Below are 24,598 nucleotides of genomic sequence, written 5' to 3' on the forward strand. Positions count from 1 at the left end.
AAATGCCCCATAAACTATTACTTTCTATCCTATTTTTATGCTTCTTCAATTTAAGCCATTCACAATCTAACACTATTAGTTTTCAAAATGAGCTTGAAAAACTTTCTGAAACAAAAAAAGGTCTAAACGAAGCCATTAGAATTGATTTAACAGGATTAACTCTTTATGATTTCATTAGTACTTTAGCCGGAGAACATAAATTAAATGTTAGCGTGGATACTCAATTAAATCAACTCATTACAGGTAATTTTTTCGATATTCCCATTAAAGAAGTTTTTCTTTTTCTAGTTAAAAAACATGATTTAGAAGCTAATATAGAAAACTCTATAATAGTATTCAATAAAAAGAAAAAAGTAGAAATTCTAAAAAAACCTAAGCCTTTAAAACCTATAGATGTTAATTATAATAAACAAAATCAATTTTTATCAGTTAAACTAAAAAATGATTCCTTGTTCAGAGTGGCTCAAGCCATAACAGATGCCTCTAAACGAAATATAATATTGGCTCCAAATGTAAAGGCGGAAAAAGTATCTGCATATATTTTAAACCGATCCTTTGATCAAGTTATGAAAATGGTCGCTAAATCTAATGATTTGATCTTAACAAAAGATGAAAATGAAAATTATTTTTTAGAAAAAAATATGGCTCCAAAAGAAAGTCCTAAGCAAACGTTTAGCTCAAAAAGAGGAAGCCGAAAAGGAAGGTCGAATAATTTTAAAAAAGGAGATCCAGGCAGTTTTGAGGTAAACACTAGCAACCAGGGCTTTTTAAATATAAGAGCATTTGAAGCTGATGCTGCAGATATGCTAACCGATGCTGCGGAAAAACTTCATGTAAATTTTTTCATGTATAACACACCTACAGGAATTAAAAGCACTTTAATCGCTAATGAAATAACCTTCGACAATCTATTAAACCACCTATTTAAAGGTAAAAAATATACCTATAAAAAAACAGATGACCTTTATTTAATAGGGGAACATAAAACTGAAGGGTTACGAACAACAGAATTAATACAATTAGAAAATAGATCTATAGAAAGCGTCCAAAAATCATTACCAAAAACGGTTACTGAAAACTTAGAAATTAAAGAATTTGTAGAACTTAATGGATTTGTTGTTGCTGGCTCTAAGATTCAAATAGATGAATTTAAAGACTATATCCATGAAATAGATCGTGTTGTTCCTGTTATACAAATTGAAGTCATTATAGTACAATATCAAAAATCATATGAAATTCAAACAGGACTACAAGCAGGAATAGATGGTCAACAGCGCACAACATCTGGAGTCTTATTTCCAACTACTGATGTTTCTTTAAATTCTACTTCTGTAAATAGTTTAATAGATGCATTTAACGGTTTAGGAATTGTAAAATTAGGAAAGGTTACAGAGAATTTTTATTTAAACTTAAAAGCCTTAGAAAATAATTCCCTTATAAAACTATCTTCAACACCAAAATTAGTGACGCTTAATGGTCATGAAGCAAATTCTTCTATAGGACAAACAAGCTATTACTTTGAACAAAGCAACGAATTGATTAGCAGAGGTGTAACAGATGGGGTATTACAGACAGGAACATGGAAATCCACAGAAGCGAACTTAAGTGTTAAAATAACCCCTTACGTTTCTAAAGATGAAAACGTTACATTAACTATTTCTGTAGAAAAAAGCTCCTTTTTAGCTAGAGCAGGAGAAAATGCCCCTCCAGGTAAAGCCACTCAACAATTCGATTCTATGGTACGTGTTAAAAACAATGAAATGGTATTATTAGGCGGATTAGATGAATTAGAAAACGAAAACTCCGGAACAGGAACGCCCTTTTTCTCAAGAATCCCAATCATAAAATGGTTCTTTAGCAGCCGTAAAAAACGTAAAGATAAATCTAAGCTTCATATATTTATTAAACCAACAGTGACTTATTAATGTTAAAAAAAATTAATACCATATTAAATTTAGATGATTATTTTTATGTTATTGGAGTGTCTAATAACGAAGGTGTTACTCTTGTTTCCTTGCTTACCATTCAATTAAAAGATGAAGAATTAAAAATAAAAGAACGTTATTCCACTAACGCATTCAATAATGACTTAAAAAACAAGCTATCTCATAGTTACCCAGTTCTTCTATATATAGAAGGAGATAATATTATAAATAAAATAGTAGATAATACTGTTGGCTATAGAAATAATTTAATCTTTAAAGCTAATCCTGAAGATTTCTATTTTTATGAATACCAACAAAATAATCTTATTTATGCTTCCGTTTCTAGAAAAAATAACATAGACAGGTATCTAAATGAAATTAATAACCTAAACCTATTTACTTTCCACATAGCCTTTGGACCTTTTGTATTAGCTAATCTCTTATCTTTAATTAAAACGCATTCAAAAATAGGGACTAAAAGCTACGCTTTAGAAATCGCTAATGGAAATATTACAGCCTTTCAGAATAAAACTGAGCCCAGATCTCACTACACTATAAACGATGAGTCCTTTAAAGAAAATGAAGTAGCCCTTTTAGCGACATTCTTTGATTATAAATATTCAAATGAAAAGATTGAAATTGATGGCCCAGAATTCATTAGTAATCAATCAGAATATAAATTTAAAAAACGTTTTAAATATCTAGGTGTTTTCACCTTGGTTTTCATTTTAATAACTCTTTTAGTTAGTCATAATCTAACAAACTATTACAGGGAACAAATAATTCTCAATGAGTATAATTACAACTCCTATCAAAAAACTGCTTCTGAAATAAATAAACTAAAAGACGAAATAATTTTAAAAAAACATATTCTTTTAGAAAACAGGATAAATAATAAGGATTTTATAACCAAGTATATTTCTGAAATAAGTAACTCTATTCCGAAGACTATAACCTTAAAATCAATTTCAGTTTTTCCAGAAACAAAAAAAATCAGGCAAAAGAATAAAATAAAACTCGCTTCAAATATTTTAATTATTGAAGGAGAAGCTTTAAGTGATAATGCCTTTAATAAATGGGTAAAAGAATTAAAAGTCTTGAAATGGATGAATGCTTCAGAAATTTTGGACTATGTACAATCAAATAAAAGGATAAATACCTTTAAAATAAAAATAACTCTTTAAAGTGTTTGATAACCTAACATATAAGCAAAAATTTATTGCTGTCATTATAGGCTTTGTAGTGCTCTTTTTAGGAGCTTATAAAAAGACTATTCGCCATACTATAGATTCAAAACAAAAATTGAATCATATTCAAAAAAAACTAATGAACACAGCAGAATCACATAATATTCTGTTTGCTCTCAAAGAAGAAACTAAAAACCTAGACAGAATAATAGGAGGTAATAATTTAAAACCTGATCTCGTACAACAAAGTATTCTTGACTTTATTACAAAGCAAAATATAGAACTTAACGTTGTATCTATTGAAGATGTGCATTTATTTCCTGATGCAGAATTTAAAATTTACTCAAACCAAATAATACTAGAAGGCCTTTTTGATCATTTGGTTACATTACTGTATGCCATAGAAAAAGAATTTAAAGATTCTAGGATTGTAAGCTCTAAATTATATTCAAAAAAAAATTATCAAACAAATACGACAAAACTGTATTTAAAAATAATATTACAAAATTATGAAAAGAATAAATAAAGCCTTAATCATTTTTTCCTTAATAGGAATAGCTTTTGCTTGTGATGATATTTTAGAAGAAGACATCACTAATGATACTATACAAGTTATAGCTCCGTCCAATGGTGATATTATTACAGGAAATACAGTAAATTTTTCATGGTTAAACATAGATGGTGCCGATAATTACAGAGTTCAAATATTAAACGAAGCCCAAGCCTCTATAGTAGACTCATTAGTTACAGGAACCTCATTTAGTTATATTATTAATCCAGGGCATTACAAGTGGAGAATAAAAGGCACTAATTTTGCTTACGAAACAGCTTATACTTTTCCAAGTGCTTTTTCTGTAGAAGCTTCAGATATCCTAACAGATCAAAACGTAGAACTTTTATTACCAGATAATGCGCTTTACACCAATAATACCAATCATACATTTACTTGGACGCCAATTACAGCTGCAACTAGCTATACTTTTGAACTAATAAAAGACGATAATGGTCAACAAATAGTCAATGGATTTCCAGAAACAGGTATTACTACTGAAAGTTATACTATAAATGATCCTAGTGTTCTAAGTATTGACGCAAAATATATCTGGAAAGTAAAAGCTGTCAACTCTACAAATACAACTTCAACAGAATACTCAGAACGTTCAATATTCATAGACACAAATACTCCCAACCAACCAACCTTAGAATCTCCTTTAAATATGGAAGTCACAAATAACCTAACTGTTATTTTTAACTGGTTAAATGGTAGTGATTCTGGTAACCTACAAACAACAATCACCAATACTATTGAAATAGCTAATGACTCCAATTTCACTTCCATTATTGATACTCCTTCTACAGAGAATAATACATACACACATACATTCGATACTACTGGAGTTTACTATTGGAGAGTAAAAGCTACAGACCGCGCAAGTAATGAAAGTGACTATAGTATTGTCTGGTCAATTGAAATTCAATAAATGAATAAAAAACACCTAAATACGATTTTAATTGTCGCCCTCCTTTTTATTTGGGGAAGTGTTTTCTATAAATATTTTGGAAAACAAAATACAGTTTCTCAAAAAAGGAACTATATCAGTGCACAATTAAGTAATAATTATACAGTAGCGAAAGATACATTTATACTTAAATTAAAAAAAAGAGACCCCTTTAAAACTTCAAAAAGAAGAAACCCCATAAAAACAAAAGTTGAGCAACCTAAAAAAAATAACAGGAAAAATTTTTCTAAAAAAAAGTTAATATGGCCTAATATTGAATATTATGGTTTTGTAAAAAGTTCAAGGAACAAAAACAAAACGGTATTAATGAAAGTAAACAAAAAGTTATTTAGAAAAAAAGAAAAAGAAAATATAAATGGACTTAACATTACCAAAGCCTATAGCGACTCTATTATTGTCTCTTGGCAAAAAAATAAAAAAACAATTAAAAGAAAATAATGTTAAAATCAGTAAATTATATCCCAAAAATTAAAACAGTTTTGGATAAATTAAATTCTAGACCTTTCTCCACAAACAAACAAACAAACAAACAAACAAACAAACAAACAAACAACACATTAATAATTAACCAATTATATAAATAAAAGCCAGTCTACAATATTATTTTCACCCCAAATTAACCTATAGCTATTTATGAGTAACAATGCTACACTCCTGAAAATCTATTTCTCTAAATGTATTTGTTGTCCAATCGCTTAGCATTTTTAAAACAGGTAGTAATGTTTTTCCATTTTCTGATAATGAATACTCTACGCGAGGTGGAACTTCAGCAAATTTCTTTCTAATAATTAGCCCATCTTCTTCCAATTCTCTTAATTGATCTGTTAAAACTTTTTTTGAAATACTTGGCGTAAACATCAAAAGTTTTCCGAATCGCAAACTTCCATTAGACAATAAATATAACAATATGGGTTTCCACTTTCCTCCTATCAAGTTCATTGCATGCACTAAAGAACACACATTAGGGTTGTCAATAATTTTTCTGCTCATTAGTTACTTTTTAGTTACCACTATTTTTAGCAGTAGACAATACATTAGTTCAAAATATAAACTAATATTAGTTTATTTGTAAAACTAATTAAAAAAAATAAAATGAAAAAGGTATTTATTATAAATGGTCATCAGTATTATTCTTTTTCTGAAGGCAAAGCGAATAAAACTTTTGTGGAAAAAGCTTCAACACTTTTAAAAAATGAGAACTACGAAATTAAGTTTACAGCTACAGAAGAAGAATATGATGTAAAAGAAGAAATTGGAAAATTCTTATGGGCAGATGTTATTTTAATTCAAGCCCCATTAAATTGGATGAGCATTCCATGGCGCTTTAAAAAGTATTTAGATGATGTCTTTACAACTGGCATGATGGGAACTTTATCTGCTGGAGACGGAAGACATGCTAAAACACCTAAAAAAAATTATGGCTTAGGTGGTTTATTAAAAGCGAAGTATATGCTTTCTTTTACAGCCAATGCTCCTAAGGAAGCTTTTAATAATCCTAAGGAAGCCTTTTTTAATGGTATCAGTGAAGATGATTTGTTACTCCCAATACACTTAAGTATGAAATGGTTTGGTTTAAAACCTTTAGAAACATTTTTCGCTTATGATGTAATGAAGAATGCCGATATTCCAAATGATCTAATTCGTTTTGAAAACCATATTAAAGCGCAACTCATAAAAAAGACATCAGCTTAAGTCCCATATATTTCTAAGAGATTTATTTTTTTGACCTAATAAAGGCCTAAAACTCTTTACCAAGTTAAAATTGAATAAGACAGCTTAACAAAAGAGATTAAGCAACAAAATAAATCACCTGCATTTATTGCAAAAACATATTAGTACACCTGAGTAATAAACGCTAAATTAGTTATAAATCAAAAAAAACCAAAGCTGTTAATGCTTTGGTTTTTTTTTAATTTATAAACAGCCTACCTCTTTTAGTCCTATACGTCCTTTTTATAAGGACATATTATTTTTAAATATGTAATGCTCTATCATCTGTAGCGGCTAAAGCGGCTTCTTTTATAGCTTCTGTAAATGTAGGATGTGCGTGAGACATACGAGAAACATCTTCAGCACTTGCTCTAAACTCCATAGCTACAACAGCTTCTGCAATCATATCGGCTGCACGAGCTCCTACCATATGCACCCCTAGAATCTCATCAGTATTCTTATCGGCAAGAACTTTTACAAAACCATCTAAATCCATACTAGCTCTACTTCTACCCAAGGCTCTCATAGGAAATTGACCTGTTTTATACGTCACACCTTCAGCCTTTAAGTCCTCTTCTGTTTTTCCTACTGCTGCCACTTCTGGCCAAGTATAAACAACACCAGGAATAAGATTGTAATCTATATGTGGTTTTTGTCCTGCCAGTGTTTCTGCCACAAAGACACCTTCTTCTTCTGCTTTGTGGGCTAACATAGCTCCTTTTATAACATCTCCAATCGCATAAATATTACTTGCAGATGTTTGCAAATGCTCATTAACCTCTACTTGTCCACGTTCGTTTAATACCACCCCTGCTGCTTCACAATTCAAGCCTTCTGTATAAGGTTTACGTCCAACAGAAACCAAACAATAATCCCCTCTAAACTCTACTTCTTCTCCTTTTTTATTATCTGCTTTTACAACAACCTCATCACCAACACGCACTACAGATTTCACCTTGTGAGACGTGTTCATTTTGAATTTCTGCTTTTTTAACACCTTATTTAATTCTTTAGATACTCCAGCATCCATAGTTGGCACGATGCGATCCATATATTCTACAACAGAAACATCAGCTCCTAATCGCTTGTACACTTGCCCTAATTCTAAACCGATAACACCACCTCCAATAATAATTAAATGTTTCGGGATTTCTTTAAGTTTCAAAGCTTCAGTAGAAGTAATGATACGCTCCTTGTCTACTTCTATAAATGGTAAAGAGGACGGTTTTGACCCAGTTGCTATAATCGTATTTGTAGCTTCTATCTCTATTGTTTCTTTTCCAGAAACAGTGATATGAGTAGCGTCTTTAAAACAACCAACACCTTCGTAAACCGTTATTTTATTTTTTTTCATTAAGAAATCAATTCCTCCTGTAGTTTGATCTACTACAGATTGCTTACGCGCAATCATTTTTTCAAGATTTACCTTAATTTCTCCAGGAACCTCTATCCCATGGTCTTCAAAATGCTTTACTGCATCTTCATAGTGGTGTGAAGAATCTAAAAGCGCTTTACTAGGTATACATCCCACATTTAAACAAGTCCCTCCTAAGGTAGCATACTTTTCAATTATTGCTGTTTTCATTCCTAGTTGTGCGCAACGTATTGCTGCTACATATCCTCCAGGTCCTGAGCCTATAACGGCTACATCGTATTTACTCATAAAACAAGTATTTTTTTAATATGAATTCCCGCCTAAATCTATCTTTTACTCAGATGATATATTAGGAATGATAATATAAATTTTAGAAGTACAAAAGTACACATTTTAATAAAAAAAGGCCCTATTCTTCTTTGTTTTCTATGTCTGTTAAAATCCATTCCAATTCTGGATCTTTATTCGCTTTTCTATCGATTACACGCGGTATTATCTTAATATCTGGCTTTACGCCATAACCGTCTGGTTTTTGAGTAAAAGGAGTCTCTACTTGCATTAATCCCATTCTTATTCTTACTTTAGATGTTGGCAATTCATAATACTTAAAAATCCCAGCGACAGTACCATTATATGCACCTCCTGTTTCTTCTCCTACAAGAACGGCCCTTTTATTAGCCTGTAATTGTGTTGACAATATAGATGATGCTGAAAAAGAACTTCCGTTTATTAAAACATAAACCGCGCCCTTAAAGTGTAAAGGATTAGGTTGCGCTTTTTTAGATTGCTTAAAAGCATAATATAATGTTCCTTCTCTCTTCTTTGTGTGTATAAGGTTATGAATAACCACCAATGGAGAAAACAAGGCTAATACAACCTTAATTCCATTAGGTGTACTATTAGACATAAATGCTTTTAAAAATGGAACTCTGCTGTTGGTTTCACTTTCTGTAATAAACTGATATTCTTTATCGGTTAAATAAGAGTACAACCTTGCTATCTCTGCGATACGTCCGCCACCATTGTTTCTTAAATCAATGATTAACTGTTTTGTATGACGCGTCTCCATTTTTTTAAAACTTTTTTCATAAAAAGGTTTAAATCTGCCATTCAAAAAGCTTCTTATCTTCATATAAGCCACAGTACTATCCTTTCCTATAAAACTAAAATTACGCGTATACTCTTTTTTTGATGCCACATAACCATGTTCTCGATTATACTTACGTAGTTGCTTTTCCTTTGCCCTTTGCTTACGACGCTCTATTTTAGTCAATTTTATAACATCTTTTTTTTCGGCTTTAATTGCATCCTTTTTAATGGGTTTTACGATACGCTTAAAGGTTCTATTAAACACAGAGTCCTTTTGCTTAAAAGTAATATTTAAACTGTCCAAATACCCCTTATCTCTATAATATAAACTTTTAAATCTACGTCCTAAAGCTGTATTATAATAGGTTTCATTATAACCATCTGAGGTTATATACGTTTTATATTTACGCATTAAATCTACAACTGATTCTTCCTCAATTTTAATGACTTCAGAACCAATATAAACACTATCCTTTATGCTTGCACTTTGCACCCAAAGCTTCTGTTCTATATATTCAAAATTAAAGTCTGCTAACTCAAACACCTCTGTCTTCCTTGTTTCGCGCTCTTCACTAGTAAACCATTTACTAGGTGGAACCACAGAAATATGCCCTTGTTTTACTTCTCCTATTACAGGTGCTATTTTTTTATAAAACGCCCTACTATTAATAGGCGTTATAATTGTTTTTTTAAGACTGTCTAATTTAAACTCTAAGGCTTCTTGAGTTGTATATTGATATAATTTGGGGTGGTGTCGTTTTAATTGTGCATAAGCTTTATCTACATCTTTATGTAAGCTTTCAACACTGTGCAAACGCATAATCTGTTCATTGTGTTTTTTCACACTAATACAAGATGAAAAGCATAATACAATACTAATAACAACTACTATTTTTCTCATTTATAACGTTTGAGAGGCTAAATAACTCGATTAATATTAAATAGAAAACTCTAAGGCCTTAAAAAAAGGCTTAAAACCAAAATCTTAAGATGGAAACCCTAGCATATCTCCCATTCCTACGGTAAACAACCAACTTCCATAAATAGCATGTTCTATGCTTACCAATAGTGTTGATTTTGTTTTATTAAATGTATAGGCAAACAATAACCCGCCTAAAAAGGTTAATACCATAACTAAAATACTCCTAAAAAACAAATGTGCTAACGAAAACACTAAGGCATTAATAAACAGGAAGTATGTCTTATTTTTGAATAGAATTTCATATCTCTTAAAATAAAATGTTCTATAAATAAGCTCTTGAGGATAAACCGAAAAAAAACTATATATAAACAGAATAAACACCCAAAGCTTAGGTTTATTTAAAACCACAATAAACAAATTCTCTGGTGCAACAAACCAAACATATATTCCTGTAAGTATCGCTACTGCTAGAAATTTAAAAAAAGTTGTTATCCAAAAGGTTTTCCAATCTATCCCTTTAGCTATTTTAAATGTATTTCTTTCTATCCTTAATAATACGTAAACAATATAACCAAACCCTAAAAAGCCCAGAATCATTTTTATCCAAACAGGGAATGAAACAACATAACTAATAGGAATTAAAATGAATAGTATAAAAAACTCTACGACTTTATATTGAAATGATTGCATGAATGTAAAAATTAAAAAAAATAAAACGCTTATAAATCCACCTATACGGAAATTGCAGTAGTATGCTTAACTTCGTTAATCATAAACATACTGTGTGTACTACCAATATGACTAATAGAGGTTAACTTCTTAACCATAAACTCTCTAAAAGCTTCCATATCTTCTACAATTACTTTAAGTAAATAATCATAATCACCACTAATATGATAGCACTCTAAAACTTCCTCTAAATTAGCGACTTCTTCTTCAAACCTAACCACATATTTTTTAGTGTGTTGCGTTAATTTTATATGGCAAAATGCAACAAAAGATTTATTAATTTTTTCTTTTTTTACCAAGGCGACATATTTATCTATTACCCCTTGATTCTCTAATTTTTTGATACGCTCATAGATCGCCGTTACAGATAGATTTAAAACATTAGATAACTCCTTTGTTGTTTTCTTACTATCGTTTTGTAATAATGCGATTAAATTTCTATCAATAGTGTCAAATTTCATAGTTGAAAATTTTTCAGTAAAAAAGGTTTTAAGCCTAATTTTAAATTAAAATTAAACTACAAAAATACAATTAACCCGTTTTATAATCTAAATATACATCTATTAATTGATTTTTACACTGTTAAAACATAAATTTGCCTACCAACTAACACTTATGAAAGATTTTATTATTATTGGAGCTGGCCAAGCGGGGTTATCTATCGCATATCATTTAAAAAAGCAAAATCAAGACTTTCTTATTGTCGATGCAAATGCTGAGGTGGGTGAACCTTGGCTAAAACGCTGGGACTCCTTAAAATTATTTACGCCTTCGGAGTTTAATAACCTACCAGGACTTCCTTTTCCTTTAAAAAAAGGACATTATGCTAGTAAATATGAAGTCGCCGATTATTTAAAATCCTATGTTTCAAACTTCGATATTCCGATCCATTTTAACCAAAAAATAATTGCTTTAAAGAAAGAAAAAGAGCATTTCATTATTAAAAGTAAAGACCAAATATTCAAAGCTAAAAATGTAGTGGTATCTACAGGACCATTCCATACCCCATTTACCCCAGCTTGTCATAAAGACATTGCAAATGACGTTGTTCAAATTCACAGTGAGCATTATAAAAATCCCGACCAATTACAAAATGGGGACACTTTAGTTGTTGGCGCTGGAGATTCTGGAGTTCAAATTCTTCAGGAAATATCCCAATCCAATAGAAAAGTTTACTTCTCTGGAACAACCAATATTGCGACATTACCGCAAGAAATATTAGGCAAGACGCTCTGGTGGTGGTTTAAAAAAATAGGTTTTTTAAGTGCTAGTAAACATTCCTGGATTGGAAAAAAAATTATCAACGGAAAACAGCCTGTAATTGGAACCAATGTAAAAGAACTGTTTAAAAAATCGAATATCCATTGCGTAGGAAGAACTATAGGAGCGAATAATGACGGTATTATTTTTGAGAAAGGCAAAATCACTTCTATTAAAAACATTATATGGGCAACAGGATTCAAACCTAATTTTAATTGGATTGAAAATGAGCAATTGGATGCTAATAACTACCCCAAAAACTATAGAGGAATTAGCAATATAAAAGGCTTATACTACTTAGGCTTGCCTTGGCTTCACACAAGAGGATCTGCAACACTTGGTGGTGTAAAAAATGATGCCGAGTATTTGTGCAAACATTTTTTAAAAGCAAACACAGTTCTAGCACATTCAAATAAAAAAATAAAAAAAGAACCCCTATTATCAATATAAGCCCTTTTTAAAAATGAATACTAAAATAGATTTATGGATAAACGACCTTGAACGTAAAAGAGAAAAAGGCCCCACACTTAAATCAAAGTCTTATTCTCAGTTTAGAGACGCTACAAAATCGGTCCATGCTGGTCAATATAACGATCCTAAAACAGGTGCATTAGGGACACCTATTTATCAATGTTCTACATTTTATCTAAATAAAGCATCCTACAAAGCCATAGAAGAAGGACGAGGTCGAGACGAAATGATATATTCCAGATATGGAAACCCTTCACAATGGAGTGTTCAAGAAAAACTTTCTGCTTTAGAGAATGCTGAAAGCTCTATTGTTTTTTCATCAGGAATGGCAGCGATATCTTCTACTTTATTAGCGATATTAGACAAAGGAAGTCATGTTATTTCCTCACGAGATATCTATGGCGGCACCTATAACTTCCTCTATGAAGACCTCTATCGTTATGGCATGTCTGTGACTTTTACTTCGCCAACCGATATAAACGCTATTGAAGCGGCAATACAAGACAATACAAAAGTCTTATATTTTGAAGCCCTAACAAATCCGCTATTAAAAATAACTCCTTTAAAAGATTTAGTCGCTTTAGGTAAAAAGTATAATTTAAGAGTTATAATCGATAACACCTTTTTAACAGCATATAATGTTAAACCATTAGAATTAGGTGTAGACCTAGTAGTTAACTCGGCAACAAAATATTTAAATGGACATTCCGATCTTGTTGGAGGTACTGTTTCAGGTTCTCGTAAACTTGTTGACCGCATCTGGCCGCAAATGTTAAAAAGCGGAGGTTCTATGGATCCTCACGCTTGCTTTTTATTAGAACGCAGTCTCAAAACATTTGCTCTTAGAATGCGAACTCATAATACCAACGCATTAGAACTAGCAAACTACCTTGAGGCTCATAAAAACATTAAAAAAGTATATTATCCAGGTTTAGCCTCTCATAACCAATATAACTTAGCAAAATCGCAATTAAAAGGCAAATACTCTGGAATGATCAGCTTTGAAATTGAAGGTGGCAATGAAAACGCTCATAAATTATTAAACTATCTAAAACTGCCTAAAGAGGCCACTAGTCTTGGTGGTGTAGAGAGTTTAGTTTCTTTACCTTATAATACATCGCAAGCCTCACTTACTCAAAAACAACAAAAAGCTATTGGTATAAACGAAGGACTAATTCGATTATCCGTGGGTATAGAAGACATAGAAGACCTAATCACAGACTTAGAACAAGCAATTGATAACGTATTTAAAAAGTAACTCGCATGTTAAACAATATTAATATCGCTGGACTTAGCGAATTCACCAATGAAGTAAAAGAAACGCCCAACGAAGGAAAAGCAACATATGGCATAGCCCTTGATTGGATTAGCGGAACAAAAACAAAAGTCAAAACTAAAAATATGGTTTTAGGGAATCATAAAATAGTAAGAGATTTTGAATTTGTTATAGATGAACCGTCTCAACTACTAGGTGTTAACCATGCCCCAAATCCTGCGGAATATATGTTGGGGGGATTGGCAGGCTGTATGGCTGTAACATTTATGGCTGGCGCAACAACTATGAATATTGAAATTAACCAATTAAAAATTGAGGTTGATGGAGAATTAAATTTAAATGGTTTACTAGGAATCGATAATCACATAAATGCTGGTTTTCCTGAATTAAAATTTATATTCCATGTAAAAGGCAATGGAACGCGCGAAGAATACAACAAACTAATTGAACGTGTAGCGAAACATTCTCCTAACTTTAATACGATACAAAATGAAGTAAGAATGATTGGAGAGTTAAAAACTGAAGAAAATTAAGTTACACCTTACTTTTACGGAGTATAACGAACGTAATACAGCCACTTTAATACCCTGCGTTGTTTAAAATTTGTTATTCTAAAGTATTGTCCTATAAAAGGTATTACAGCTTAGTAATTTCAACACATGTAAAAGTGTGTTTCTAACAAAAGTATCTCCCCCTAAAAAAAGCCTCATGTTTACTTTAAATACCATGAGGCTTTTTCTGTATTTATGCATTAAGAATAACTTCTTTCTAGACTTTTTATAATACTATTAAAATTGTTAAAACCTTATAATCCTCTAATTTACAGTAAGGAATTCCATTTGCATAACTTCTTCTAAAATCGTAACATTACATCATCTAAAAAAATACGAATGCAAGACAATAATCTCTCCGAAATAAATACAGAAGATCAAAAAATAATAGAGAACAAAGAACTAAATATATGGGAAGCCTTAATTCCTGTTGTTTTTTTAATGCTGCTATTAGCCTATAACATTTTTTTCGCTGAAGGTGCAATGCTAGGAGATTACTCGAATCAATTTATTTTATTAATGTCAGGAGGTATTGCTGCTGGTGTTGGTTTTTTTAATAAAGTAAGTATAAGTCTTATGTTAAAAGAAATATGGGATAATTTAAGAAGTGTTTTTGTTCCTATTATGATTTTATTTTTAGTAGGCGCATTGGCTGGAACATGGCTAGTTAGTGGCATTATACCGGCTATGGTATATTATGGATTACAAGTTTTAAACCCTACTATTTTTTTACCTGCTTCAGTAATAATAGCAGCTATAATCTCTATTGCAACAGGAAGCTCTTGGACCACGTCTGCTACAGTTGGTATAGCTTTAATTGGTATTGGTAGCGCTTTAGGAATACCTACAGGAATGATTGCAGGAGCCGTAATTTCTGGAGCTTATTTTGGAGATAAAATGTCCCCTTTAAGTGATACAACAAACTTAGCCCCCGCAATGGCTGGAACAGATTTATTTACACATATTCGATACATGACAATTACAACTGTTCCAACCATACTTATTACGCTAATTGTTTTTGGAATTTTAAGTGCAACTGTAGATACTACAGGAAGCGCAGATGTTAGCGGCCTTTTAGGAACAATCCAATCAACCTTTAACATTACTCCATTACTATTTATAGTCCCTGGTGTTGTTATTGCTTTAATTTTATTAAAAACAAAACCGCTTATAGCCTTAGGTAGCGGCATTATACTAGCTGCTATTTTTGCTTTTATTTTTCAACCAGAAATATTGGATGGCTTATCTGAATCGAGATTCACAACAATTATAAACGCTGTTTTTACTGATACTCAAATTACAACAGACAATGAAAAACTAAACGACTTGTTCAGTTCTGGAGGTATGAAAGGTATGCTTTGGACAATATTTTTAATCTCTTGTGCCATGGTATTTGGAGGAATTATGGATGCTATAGGCGCATTATCCAGAATCACAAATGTACTATTATCGTTTGCGACTACTGCTTTTGGCTTATTTGCAAGTACTGTAATAAGCTGCTTAGGACTAAATGCTATAGCATCAGATCAATATTTAGCATTGGTTATTCCTGGGAAAATGTTTAAAAAAGCATACGAAGATAAAGGTTTGGCTCCTGAAAACTTGAGTAGAACTCTTGAAGATTCTGGAACCGTAACTTCTGTGCTCATTCCTTGGAATACCTGTGGCGCCTATCAAAGCAGCGTTTTAGGCGTAGATGTAGGACAATATTTTGTCTACGCTATTTTTAACTGGTTAAGTCCATTTACAACACTTTTATTTGCTGCTCTAAACATTAAAATTAGACAGATAAAAGCCTCTAAATAATTCGTAACTATCTCACTTGAAAATAGTATAGGCAAATACTATAGGTCAATAAATTTTTAGAATTTTATACCTTCTTTAATTACATACATTCAAGTGTATCTTTGCAGCTCGAAAAACAAATCATTAATTATAAAAATTACACACAAATGGCAATAGTAGGAAAACAGTTTCCAAATTTAAACGTGGACGCAATGAATGAATTGGGAGATACTTTCAAACTAAACGTTCTTGAAGAAGCAAAAAAGAACAAGAAAAAAGTATTATTATTCTGGTATCCAAAAGATTTCACATTTGTATGCCCAACAGAACTGCATGCTTTTCAAGCAGCTTTAGCTGAGTTTGAAAAACGTAATACCATTGTTATTGGGGCATCTTGCGACACTCCTGAAGTACACTTTGCTTGGTTAAATACAGCAAAAGATAATGGCGGAATAGAAGGTGTTACCTATCCTCTTTTAGCAGATTCAAATAGAAATCTAGCTTCAACTTTAGGCATTTTAGACATTACAAACGAACAATACAACGAAGAAACAGGTGTTGTAACTGTTGAAGGAGATAATGTTACTTATAGAGCAACTTACCTAATCGATGAGGAAGGTACCGTATTTCACGAAGGTATTAACCATATGCCAGTAGGAAGAAATGTTGCTGAATTTTTACGATTAGTAGATGCATACACGCATGTGCAAACAAATGGAGAGGTTTGTCCTGCAAACTGGGAAGAAGGTAAAGATGCTATGGGAGCCAATAGAAATGCAACTGCTGAGTATTTAGCTGCTCACGTAAACTAATTTTGTTATGGTACAGGAATTAAGTCAAGACAATTTAAGCGAATTAATTAACGCTAATAAAACTGTTGTAGTACAATACTCTGCAACATGGTGCGGTAATTGCCGTATAATGAAACCCAAGTTAAAAAAATTAGCTTTAGAATTGGATGATATAACTTTTATCATTGCTGATGCTGAAAAATTCCCTGAATCCAGAAAATTGGCTACAGTCGATAACTTACCAACCTTTGCTACTTTTAAAAACGGAGCTTTTGTTAATCAAGTACAAACTAACAAATTTGACGCTTTAAAAACACTCGTTGATGAGGTTATATAAAAAGGCACTTAGGATCTATAAAACAAACCTTTAAAAAGTTTACTATGAAATTACCTGTTATAAAACATTTAACACAGTTTATAGAAAACAATGATGAAGATTACATTGTTGAAACCATAGAAACATTGGAAGCTTTAACTGAAGTTCCTTCGCTTAAAGATGAAGAATTAGATGTTATTGGTGAATTAATTTCTAATATGTATGGCGCCATCGAAGTGAATAAAATGATAAAGGAAGGAACGACTCAAAAAGAAGCGCTTAATCATTTTATGAAACGTGTTTTAGGATCTATAGACAAATAGATTACAGAATTATTCTTTTAATACTCCTTTTCAGGGTTTTATAAAATAATGTTAAATCTCCAAGAGTTACAACTCTTGGAGATTTTTGCTTTATAAATTATAATTTTGATGTTTTTTTGTCACAAATCAACAATTACCTTATTCATAATCAATATTATAGATTTTTTTTAAAATAAAAAAGCAACCGTCTTTTACTCGTTTTTCACTACTGTTTTTTGTTATAGTTTGCGCACTACATTTTTGCTTTAAACCAATGACTTGCTTCTGTAATAGATTCTTTCAATTCAGCATCTTGATCATAAAAACTGAACTGATGGTAAGGCGATTCCATTTCTGTATCTATCCAATGTAATTTCTTATCTTCTGCTGCTAATTCATTAAAGAAATTTTTAGTGTATTGCGGTAAGACTGCCCCATCAGAATGAATCATTAAAATGGGTTGATATATGCTTTTAGCCGAAGGCATTGGATTTACAGTTAACCAATCTTCCCAACTTGCTACCGCAAACTTATCATTACTCCATTCCTTAATTGCACCTCGTTCGGGATTTAGATAATAATCATAAGGGCCATACATCGCAGCACTTGTATCTGTTTCTGATATAGAAGGAATATATGTAACAATACCACTTTTAGCATATTTCTTTTTTGCTTCTTGTGCCGATTTAATTTTAGATTGCACACCTTCTTCACCGCCATAAAACAGTTTTACAGCTTCGGCATCATGAAGCCAAGATGCTGCTGTTACAACCGTTTTAATTCTACTATCTTCAGACGCTGCCATAACCGTATACATAGCCCCTGCACAAACTCCAAAAGCCCCTATTTTTAACTTTGATACTTCTGGCAAAGATTCAAGATAAGTTACTGCATTTTTAATATCCGTTTTCTTCAAAAAGGGACTTTCAAAAAATCTTGGTTCCCCTTCGCTTTCTCCAAAGTTTCTAAAATCAAAGGCCAGTGTTATAAACCCTTTTTCAGAAAGTTTTTTGGCATACAACCCTGCCATTTGCTCTTTTACCGTAGTCCAACTTCCTGAAACTACTATTCCAGGGTATTGTTTCCCTTCCTCATAATTAGGCGGATAAAACAAGTTTCCAACTAAATTTAATCCTTCGCTTTTAAAATTTACTTTTTTCATAATTCGTGATTTTTCTAAATGTTTCATTTGCTGTTGTTTCTTTTCTGAGTTTCCACAAACACTTAAGAGTAGAATTGTAGATAGCATTATTAGTCTTTTCATATTTTTATTTATTTGATTTCACTTAACAAACCAAAGCCACGCGCTGCAACAATTGGATTAAAGAGTTCTACATATTCAGTAATTTTCCCATTATTATTAAATTTAAATGTTGAGTAATAATCATTGCTATAAATACCTCCATCATTTTTTAATTTGATATTTCCTGTATATTTTACAAATACAATACTCGGGTCTTCCATAGCATAGATTTCTTCAATTGGAAAGCTCATTCCATCAAAATTTGAAAAAACAGGTGTCCAATAGGCTCTAATCCCTTCCTTTCCAATAGCTCCTTCTGGAAATATTTTAGAGTGGTACGGATTAATATGTTTTGCTTCTTCTGCAAATAAATCAATCAAGGCTTCTACATTTTCATCTTCCAATGCTTTAAAAAAAGCCTTTACTGATTCCTTATTTTTCTTTCCTGTTTTTGTTATCATTGTTTGCTGTTGTTTTAATTGATTAAAATCGCTTTGTAATTTTTCTGTTTGCTCTAAATTAGAGCAAGAAAGGAACACTGCAAAAATTGAAATCGTTATTAATCTTTTCATTTTTTTAGTTTTATTTAAATAATTCTGACCAATCGATATAAATATAATATTCGGCTATTTTTTTATTTTTTATTTTGAAAACGTCACAAAAGGGAATTTTTAATTGAGAACCATTTAAACGTGTATAAGTAACAATACCTCTATACACTATGGTCTGCTGTGATTCGAAAACATCAGTAATAATATGCTGTGTTGCTTTTATAGCGGGAAAAAACTCTTCAAATACGTTTCGAATATTTTCTTTTCCTTTTACTGGCTTAGAGTTACCAGCTTGAAAAAAGCAGTCTTCTGTTATATACTGCAATACTTCACATGGTTGTTTACTATCTAAACCCTTAAATAAAGCATCTACATGCCTAAATTTTCTTTCCATTATCAATCCTTTTATAAGTCCTATCTTTTGAACACTACAAAATTGAGCAAATAGAAATATGTATTATTTATAAAATCAAAGCAAGAAGTATAAAAATCAAATAAAAGTTTCTTTTCTGAAGGTATTTGGTGTTTTCGAAGTATTTTTTTTTAAAGAAACTACTAAAGTTGTTGGGCGAATCAAAGTGAAGCGAATACGCAATTTCTTTAATACTCTCTTCTGTATGAATAAGACGCGACTTTGCTAATTGCAGAATATAATTTTGAATTTGCTGCTTCGCTGTATGACCAGTAATTCCCTTTACAACTGCATTTAAATGATTAGGGTGGATATTTAATTTTTGAGCGTAATGAGCTGTTGAATGCAAATTTGAAAAGGTCTCTATCGTTGCATTTGGATAAAAATTTGTCTCAATAAGTGTTTGAAATCGCGTCAATAATTTTAAGTCCGTTTTTCTAATTTCTTGTTCCGCATTATTTTCAGAAATATTTTTATGGAAATAGCGTTTTACGTAATTAAGCAACAAAAGCACATAAGATTCAATAAGCAAAAACTTATCGCTTTTCGCATGCTGATACTCCATTTTTATGGCATTGTAGATTGAAAGAATAGTACCAACATCTTTCTTATCCAATTCAAAAGGAACGGCTTTCTCTATTTTAAGGAAAGAGAAATGACTTAATAAATCTTGTAAATGTTCTGACTTTGCTATAAAGTCTTGAGTAAACATAATGTAGAAGCCTTGCCAGTCTGGTACAATATCCCAAGATAAAATCTGAAAAGGTGAATTAAAAAATATAGTCGCCCCTTTTGGGAAATCTGTATTGTGGCCAGATATAGCAATACCACTTCCTTCTACTTTTAGGGCTATTGCATAGAATTCATGTCTAAATGGAGAGGTAGAGTGTACAACTTTTGGCATATTCTCTTCAAAACTTCGTATGTCAAAATGCTGGTGCATTGGCTTAGAAATTCCAATTGCCTCACAATAGGCCTCTAAAGTTTTAAAATGTCTCATCCGATTTTCTAATATCCTAAATAACGTTTTGATTTACTCTTGCAATTGTTATGTTTTAGAAGTGTTGTATTTTTCTTATCCATACATCTAAATTAATCATTTGCTTTTTAAGGCCTCCTGCTTTTTTTTGATCTAGAGATGTACCCCTTCTTTTTACACTTCTTAATCTAGTGTCTTTAGATAATCTAATATTTCATCCGAAACTTTAATCATTTTCTGTTCTATTTGTTCAGTAAGTCTATTTAGATTATTAAAATCTGGGGTTTCAACTAGCGTGGTTTCAAGAATTGAATATTGAGGCATTTTTATTTTGTCTTTATTCCATTTTGTCGCTTTCATTATTTCCCAATATTGCTTTTGATTCGGTATGGTATTTCCTAGAAGCCAAACTTCAAATCTCATTTCCAGATGATTTAAAACAAGTCCCAATTTTAGTTTTTTACTTTTAAAAAAAGCATTAGAATAATAGAAATATGTATAGTCCATATATCCATGAAGAATTCCAGAAAATGAATATTGATCTGAAAGGTTTTTAATAAAACCTGTTCTTAATTTCATTACAAGCTTCACCAGTTCAGTATAGGCGATTAATATATCTCCTTTCGCTAATTGCTCTTTATAAATTGATACATATTTATTCAAGTTCTCCATTCTATTCTTTATAAACCTGTTAACTTATACATAGCGCTAAACATATAGCAAGTTGGCAGAGAACAAACCATTATTTTCAGTTTAACCACAAACTAATATTTATTTTATGTTTTTATCCTTATCGACTTAAAAATACTCAAATAAACCATAAACAAGATTGTAAACATCTACAAAATTTTGACTAAAACTAAAAAATCACATTAATTTCATACGGTTTAAGTCACACACTAGCATTTTCTATTAAATTGGTTATACATTTTTCTCTTATCAACCATAATTCATCAAAACTTAATTTTATACCATTATCCGTAATCCATTTTTTTAGATAATCTTTATGATAAGCAACTTTAAATTCAGCCACTTGTTCTGGCTGAATCTCAAGTTCTTGCATTATAGTTGCTTCTATTTTTTTAAAATCACTCTGAAATGTCGTAATGTCAATTCTTTCTCCATTAATTATTAAATAGCAATGTGCTTCTGGCATAAAGTCAATACCCTTTTCAACTAAGACATTACCGATATTTGATGTATTGTTTTTATTCATTTTATAAATCCCAAGTATTAACTTAACTTTCGGGATATTGTTTAAATCTGCTATTTTTTTCAAGAGAGCATGTTTTGAGCTACAACTGCCTTTTCTCTCGGTAATTACCAATTCAAAATCGGTTCGGTTTGCGTTTCGCCCATAAGGCAAAGATTCAACAAACACAATCAATTCTTCCCAAGTCTTAATTCCTTTATTATTTAGAATGGAACTTAGCGCGTCTTTTGATGTTAATTCTCTACTAATCATAGTTTCTTTTAGTTTGAGCACAATGTATTTGTGTACGATTCCGTTCGTTCAAGCAACTAATTTGGCGAATACAACCCGAATAGAAAATCTACAAGGATTTTCGCAACTTAGTAAATACTAGCAATAAGTTATACCCGACTTATACAGCATTATTGTATTTTCATTTTTAAATTGTTCTCAATACAATTCCACCTGTTATGAAAATAAGAGAAGAAATAAGAAATGCTTTTTTTGATCGATAAAGATCTAAACTTTTAATTAGCATAATGACTGTAAGCTTCCCTAAAAAATGAAAATTCACAATTCACTTTAGCAAAATACTGACGTATTTCACCTCATTTATATTAAGTTAACATTTTTATAATTCCGATTTATTGGGTTTTATATTTACTTTTTTCGCCACATAATTACCATTACGTTTATCATCTTTATTTATTATATATATCTTGTTATAAGATTTTATAAGATTTTTTAATTTATTAAAATACTTCTCTTTTATTATATCATCATAAGAAATTTGATTCAAATGCAAATAATCAGGAATTAAAAATAGAGGATTGTTATTATTAACATTTTTATATTCTAATTCAATAGTTTTTGATTTTTCACTTTTTAAAGAAATAATTTTCTTTAAATTACCATTACTGTCTTTATAAAACTCATATTCTACATAATTAGAATTAAATTTTAATCGGTAAATATTAAGTTTTAATGAATCTTTTACAGCATTTAATGTATCTAATTTAGAATGGTTATCAATTAATATGTATAATTCATTGTTCTGAGAAAAACATAAAGTACTAAAAACACCTATAAAAAATATTATTATAGTTTTCATGGACAATTGTTGTTTGTGTTTAAAATTTCATTTCTGATATCAGATATAAATATAAATTTTAACGGCTGGGTTGAATAACTATTTAAATATGCAGAATATTCATTAGTGTTTTCCAATCCAATCCAAGAAATTGCTTTAGCGATTTCTTGTTTCCAGCTAGAACCAAAAGTCATATTTGCATTACTTGTAAATGTAGAGTTTTCACTACTCCAATCGTAATCATTTAAAATCAAGACTTCCAATTGCTGTCTATAATCCTGAATGCTAAATATATTTGAATTAAAAAGATCATGAGTCCAATTTTGAGTTAATGTCCCAGAATTATTCATAGCACAAATTAAAGATACAAACCGATTTTTTATGTCCTGATTATTTAAATTAATATTATTTGAAGGACAGTTTACATTTAAAATTGGAGCCCCAGTTAAATCAAAAGTAATTATACCAACATCTTCTAACGCTGCAAACATAAACGCATGAATTAGTTCATGACTAAGAGTTACATACCTCATTAAATTAGAACCAATTGTTTCAATAATGTTTTGATTAATAATTATATTGTAGTCATTTAACACTTGAGAATTCCCATTTGTTATCCCCCAATCTAAACCAATAGAATTATTTATACTAAATGTAATATTTTTTTGTGTTGATGAATTGAAATGATTTAGCATTTTAGAATAAATGTTGTTTGTATTTGACTTCATTTTATCATGAATACATTTTGTTATAGAGTTTTTAAAACTTGAATCCAAAATCACTTCGTCTTCGAAATCTACTTCACCATCATTCATTAAAGCTGTTATAGCTTGTATCGCAAAATCTTGAGCTTCCTCACTACAGCTTTCATTTTTAAGAAAACTATTAATAGGACCAACCACATTTTTAGGTTGAGATTGCAACCATTGAGACATTTCTGAAGTAAAACCATTACCTGGAGAACCACTTATACTAAATTGAGCTAAACAAAGAATAATTTCTTTCCAAAGTTTCGGTATAGTAGGAGTTGTAACATTAAGGTTTGTGTCTCCTAAGTCATTACTTCCGCTACCGCCATTGCCCCCTCCAGAACCACTACTTCCGCTACCTGTATTGTAAACATCAGAGTCTGTATTTCCATTTGTATTCCCTCCATCTCCTGTCCAATTATTACTTCCACTACCTGCACCTGTTGGACAAAGGCCAGTAATCGCTTCAAGAGATACGGTGAATGATGTTTGCTCACAATTTCCAGCTGCTGCATCGCCAGGTGAGTGGTTATTATTAGCTGCACAAGTCCAATGACTAGCATAACCTGTAATGCAATAAGCAGAAAACTTACTGCTTAAATCGGTCATTTGTATTTGGTTTTCAATTTCAATAACCCCCTTACCTTTTATCAAATTTTCTTGCTCCTGTTTTGTGAGGTCATAAGTTACTAAAAAATCACGATAAGTACCGTCCTTTTGAAGGGAAAGTAACAGGTTTTCTAAAAGGTTGTTTTCTGTATTTCTGTAAATAGGAAATGTGTAAGAATGATACTCCCCGTCAATACTCTCAATGTATGTTGCATCGTTTGTATCTATTATAAAATCGTAAGTGTTGCTGTTGTTGTATTCGCCTTTATTCTGTACTTGTTGATTGCCTTTTGATAGTTTCTTCTCTAAGGTTTGTAATCTTGAAATTAATTGCTCATTTTTGGAAATTTCGTCAAATGCTATTCTAGAAGATTTAAAAGTCGATTTCTCCCCAGATTCTTGCTGGGTTTGTTCGTTTGAGATGTCGTCGTCTTGACAGTTGGTTAATGGTATTGAAATTACAAAGAGTAAAATTATAGTTTTGGTTAGTTGTTTAAGTTTGTTCAGCAAAATTTACAGCTGTTTCAAATTAGGGATTTATTTTTAGATTCGCTGCAAAAGTAG

At 31.1% G+C, this 24,598-nt stretch carries 26 protein-coding genes; 13 read left to right on the plus strand and 13 right to left on the minus strand.

Annotated elements, in window-relative coordinates; all coding sequences use genetic code 11:
• Positions 1 to 2 precede the first annotated feature (2 nt).
• The 5 genes from AC2D8I_RS13600 to AC2D8I_RS13620 are packed head-to-tail and all read left to right on the plus strand — an operon-like array spanning position 3 to position 5,070.
• Positions 3 to 1,925: a type II secretion system protein GspD gene (locus AC2D8I_RS13600; protein WP_484706568.1), complete on the plus strand. Its 1,923-nt coding sequence runs from the start codon at positions 3 to 5 to the stop codon at positions 1,923 to 1,925.
• Positions 1,925 to 3,109 (plus strand): hypothetical protein, encoded by a 1,185-nt coding sequence (locus AC2D8I_RS13605; protein ID WP_484706569.1) that lies wholly within the window; start codon positions 1,925 to 1,927, stop codon positions 3,107 to 3,109. The genes AC2D8I_RS13600 and AC2D8I_RS13605 overlap by 1 nt, the downstream gene beginning before the upstream one ends.
• Before the next feature lies 1 nt (position 3,110).
• On the plus strand, positions 3,111 to 3,638 hold the full coding sequence (locus AC2D8I_RS13610) for a hypothetical protein (RefSeq protein WP_484706570.1): 528 nt from the start codon (positions 3,111 to 3,113) through the stop codon (positions 3,636 to 3,638).
• Positions 3,622 to 4,593: a hypothetical protein gene (locus AC2D8I_RS13615; protein WP_484706571.1), complete on the plus strand. Its 972-nt coding sequence runs from the start codon at positions 3,622 to 3,624 to the stop codon at positions 4,591 to 4,593. The genes AC2D8I_RS13610 and AC2D8I_RS13615 overlap by 17 nt, the downstream gene beginning before the upstream one ends.
• Complete coding sequence (locus AC2D8I_RS13620; RefSeq protein WP_484706572.1) at positions 4,594 to 5,070, plus strand: hypothetical protein; 477 nt, start codon at positions 4,594 to 4,596, stop codon at positions 5,068 to 5,070. It abuts the gene before it with no gap.
• 189 nt (positions 5,071 to 5,259) lie between these two features.
• On the opposite strand, the gene AC2D8I_RS13625 is transcribed toward AC2D8I_RS13620, so the two are convergent.
• Positions 5,260 to 5,622, minus strand: a complete 363-nt coding sequence (locus AC2D8I_RS13625; RefSeq protein ID WP_484706573.1) for a winged helix-turn-helix transcriptional regulator — start codon at positions 5,620 to 5,622, stop codon at positions 5,260 to 5,262.
• 102 nt (positions 5,623 to 5,724) lie between these two features.
• Between AC2D8I_RS13625 and AC2D8I_RS13630 the strand changes: the two genes are divergently transcribed.
• Positions 5,725 to 6,324 carry an NAD(P)H-dependent oxidoreductase gene (locus AC2D8I_RS13630; protein WP_484706574.1) on the plus strand — a complete coding sequence of 200 codons (600 nt, stop codon included), beginning with the start codon at positions 5,725 to 5,727 and terminating at the stop codon, positions 6,322 to 6,324.
• Positions 6,325 to 6,604: 280 nt separating this feature from the next.
• Here AC2D8I_RS13630 and lpdA read toward each other — a convergent pair whose 3' ends face one another.
• The 4 genes from lpdA to AC2D8I_RS13650 form a co-directional block, all read right to left on the minus strand.
• The gene (gene lpdA / locus AC2D8I_RS13635; protein ID WP_484706575.1) at positions 6,605 to 8,005 is read right to left on the minus strand and encodes a dihydrolipoyl dehydrogenase; all 1,401 of its coding nucleotides are present in this window, start codon (positions 8,003 to 8,005) and stop codon (positions 6,605 to 6,607) included.
• 121 nt (positions 8,006 to 8,126) lie between these two features.
• Positions 8,127 to 9,707: a S41 family peptidase gene (locus AC2D8I_RS13640; protein ID WP_484706576.1), complete on the minus strand. Its 1,581-nt coding sequence runs from the start codon at positions 9,705 to 9,707 to the stop codon at positions 8,127 to 8,129.
• A gap of 84 nt (positions 9,708 to 9,791) precedes the next feature.
• Positions 9,792 to 10,418 carry a CPBP family intramembrane glutamic endopeptidase gene (locus AC2D8I_RS13645; RefSeq protein WP_484706577.1) on the minus strand — a complete coding sequence of 209 codons (627 nt, stop codon included), beginning with the start codon at positions 10,416 to 10,418 and terminating at the stop codon, positions 9,792 to 9,794.
• A gap of 41 nt (positions 10,419 to 10,459) precedes the next feature.
• Positions 10,460 to 10,918 carry an Lrp/AsnC family transcriptional regulator gene (locus AC2D8I_RS13650; protein WP_484706578.1) on the minus strand — a complete coding sequence of 153 codons (459 nt, stop codon included), beginning with the start codon at positions 10,916 to 10,918 and terminating at the stop codon, positions 10,460 to 10,462.
• Positions 10,919 to 11,072: 154 nt separating this feature from the next.
• On the opposite strand from AC2D8I_RS13650, the gene AC2D8I_RS13655 reads away from it, so the two are divergent.
• From AC2D8I_RS13655 to AC2D8I_RS13685, 7 genes are all read left to right on the plus strand, one after another.
• The gene (locus AC2D8I_RS13655) at positions 11,073 to 12,167 is read left to right on the plus strand and encodes a flavin-containing monooxygenase (RefSeq protein WP_484706579.1); all 1,095 of its coding nucleotides are present in this window, start codon (positions 11,073 to 11,075) and stop codon (positions 12,165 to 12,167) included.
• Positions 12,168 to 12,180: 13 nt separating this feature from the next.
• Positions 12,181 to 13,446 carry a trans-sulfuration enzyme family protein gene (locus AC2D8I_RS13660; protein ID WP_484706580.1) on the plus strand — a complete coding sequence of 422 codons (1,266 nt, stop codon included), beginning with the start codon at positions 12,181 to 12,183 and terminating at the stop codon, positions 13,444 to 13,446.
• Between the two features lie 5 nt (positions 13,447 to 13,451).
• Complete coding sequence (locus tag AC2D8I_RS13665) at positions 13,452 to 13,997, plus strand: OsmC family protein (RefSeq protein WP_484706581.1); 546 nt, start codon at positions 13,452 to 13,454, stop codon at positions 13,995 to 13,997.
• A gap of 357 nt (positions 13,998 to 14,354) precedes the next feature.
• Positions 14,355 to 15,821 (plus strand): Na+/H+ antiporter NhaC, encoded by a 1,467-nt coding sequence (gene nhaC, locus AC2D8I_RS13670; RefSeq protein WP_484706582.1) that lies wholly within the window; start codon positions 14,355 to 14,357, stop codon positions 15,819 to 15,821.
• Positions 15,822 to 15,967: 146 nt separating this feature from the next.
• Entirely contained in the window at positions 15,968 to 16,612 is a 645-nt protein-coding gene (locus AC2D8I_RS13675) for a peroxiredoxin (RefSeq protein WP_484706583.1), read from the plus strand.
• A 7-nt stretch (positions 16,613 to 16,619) separates the two neighbouring features.
• Positions 16,620 to 16,928, plus strand: a complete 309-nt coding sequence (locus AC2D8I_RS13680; RefSeq protein WP_484706584.1) for a thioredoxin family protein — start codon at positions 16,620 to 16,622, stop codon at positions 16,926 to 16,928.
• Positions 16,929 to 16,972: 44 nt separating this feature from the next.
• Positions 16,973 to 17,230 carry a DUF6952 family protein gene (locus AC2D8I_RS13685; protein ID WP_484706585.1) on the plus strand — a complete coding sequence of 86 codons (258 nt, stop codon included), beginning with the start codon at positions 16,973 to 16,975 and terminating at the stop codon, positions 17,228 to 17,230.
• 232 nt (positions 17,231 to 17,462) lie between these two features.
• Here the strand turns inward: AC2D8I_RS13685 and AC2D8I_RS13690 are convergent, their stop codons facing one another.
• The 8 genes from AC2D8I_RS13690 to AC2D8I_RS13725 form a co-directional block, all read right to left on the minus strand.
• Positions 17,463 to 18,473 carry an alpha/beta hydrolase gene (locus AC2D8I_RS13690; RefSeq protein ID WP_484706586.1) on the minus strand — a complete coding sequence of 337 codons (1,011 nt, stop codon included), beginning with the start codon at positions 18,471 to 18,473 and terminating at the stop codon, positions 17,463 to 17,465.
• An 8-nt stretch (positions 18,474 to 18,481) separates the two neighbouring features.
• A complete protein-coding gene (locus AC2D8I_RS13695) occupies positions 18,482 to 19,024 on the minus strand; it encodes a nuclear transport factor 2 family protein (protein ID WP_484706587.1) in 543 nt (180 codons plus the stop codon).
• A 10-nt stretch (positions 19,025 to 19,034) separates the two neighbouring features.
• Positions 19,035 to 19,397 carry a nuclear transport factor 2 family protein gene (locus tag AC2D8I_RS13700; RefSeq protein WP_484706588.1) on the minus strand — a complete coding sequence of 121 codons (363 nt, stop codon included), beginning with the start codon at positions 19,395 to 19,397 and terminating at the stop codon, positions 19,035 to 19,037.
• Positions 19,398 to 19,464: 67 nt separating this feature from the next.
• Positions 19,465 to 20,415 carry a helix-turn-helix domain-containing protein gene (locus tag AC2D8I_RS13705; RefSeq protein WP_484706589.1) on the minus strand — a complete coding sequence of 317 codons (951 nt, stop codon included), beginning with the start codon at positions 20,413 to 20,415 and terminating at the stop codon, positions 19,465 to 19,467.
• Between the two features lie 162 nt (positions 20,416 to 20,577).
• A complete protein-coding gene (locus AC2D8I_RS13710; protein ID WP_484706590.1) occupies positions 20,578 to 21,066 on the minus strand; it encodes a DUF7000 family protein in 489 nt (162 codons plus the stop codon).
• A gap of 220 nt (positions 21,067 to 21,286) precedes the next feature.
• Positions 21,287 to 21,859 carry a hypothetical protein gene (locus AC2D8I_RS13715; RefSeq protein ID WP_484706591.1) on the minus strand — a complete coding sequence of 191 codons (573 nt, stop codon included), beginning with the start codon at positions 21,857 to 21,859 and terminating at the stop codon, positions 21,287 to 21,289.
• Positions 21,860 to 22,217: 358 nt separating this feature from the next.
• Positions 22,218 to 22,697 carry a hypothetical protein gene (locus tag AC2D8I_RS13720; RefSeq protein ID WP_484706592.1) on the minus strand — a complete coding sequence of 160 codons (480 nt, stop codon included), beginning with the start codon at positions 22,695 to 22,697 and terminating at the stop codon, positions 22,218 to 22,220.
• Complete coding sequence (locus AC2D8I_RS13725) at positions 22,694 to 24,544, minus strand: hypothetical protein (RefSeq protein ID WP_484706593.1); 1,851 nt, start codon at positions 24,542 to 24,544, stop codon at positions 22,694 to 22,696. Before AC2D8I_RS13725 ends, AC2D8I_RS13720 begins: the two co-directional genes overlap by 4 nt.
• Positions 24,545 to 24,598 lie beyond the last annotated feature (54 nt).

The organism is Lacinutrix sp. YIN62, from assembly GCF_057219185.1.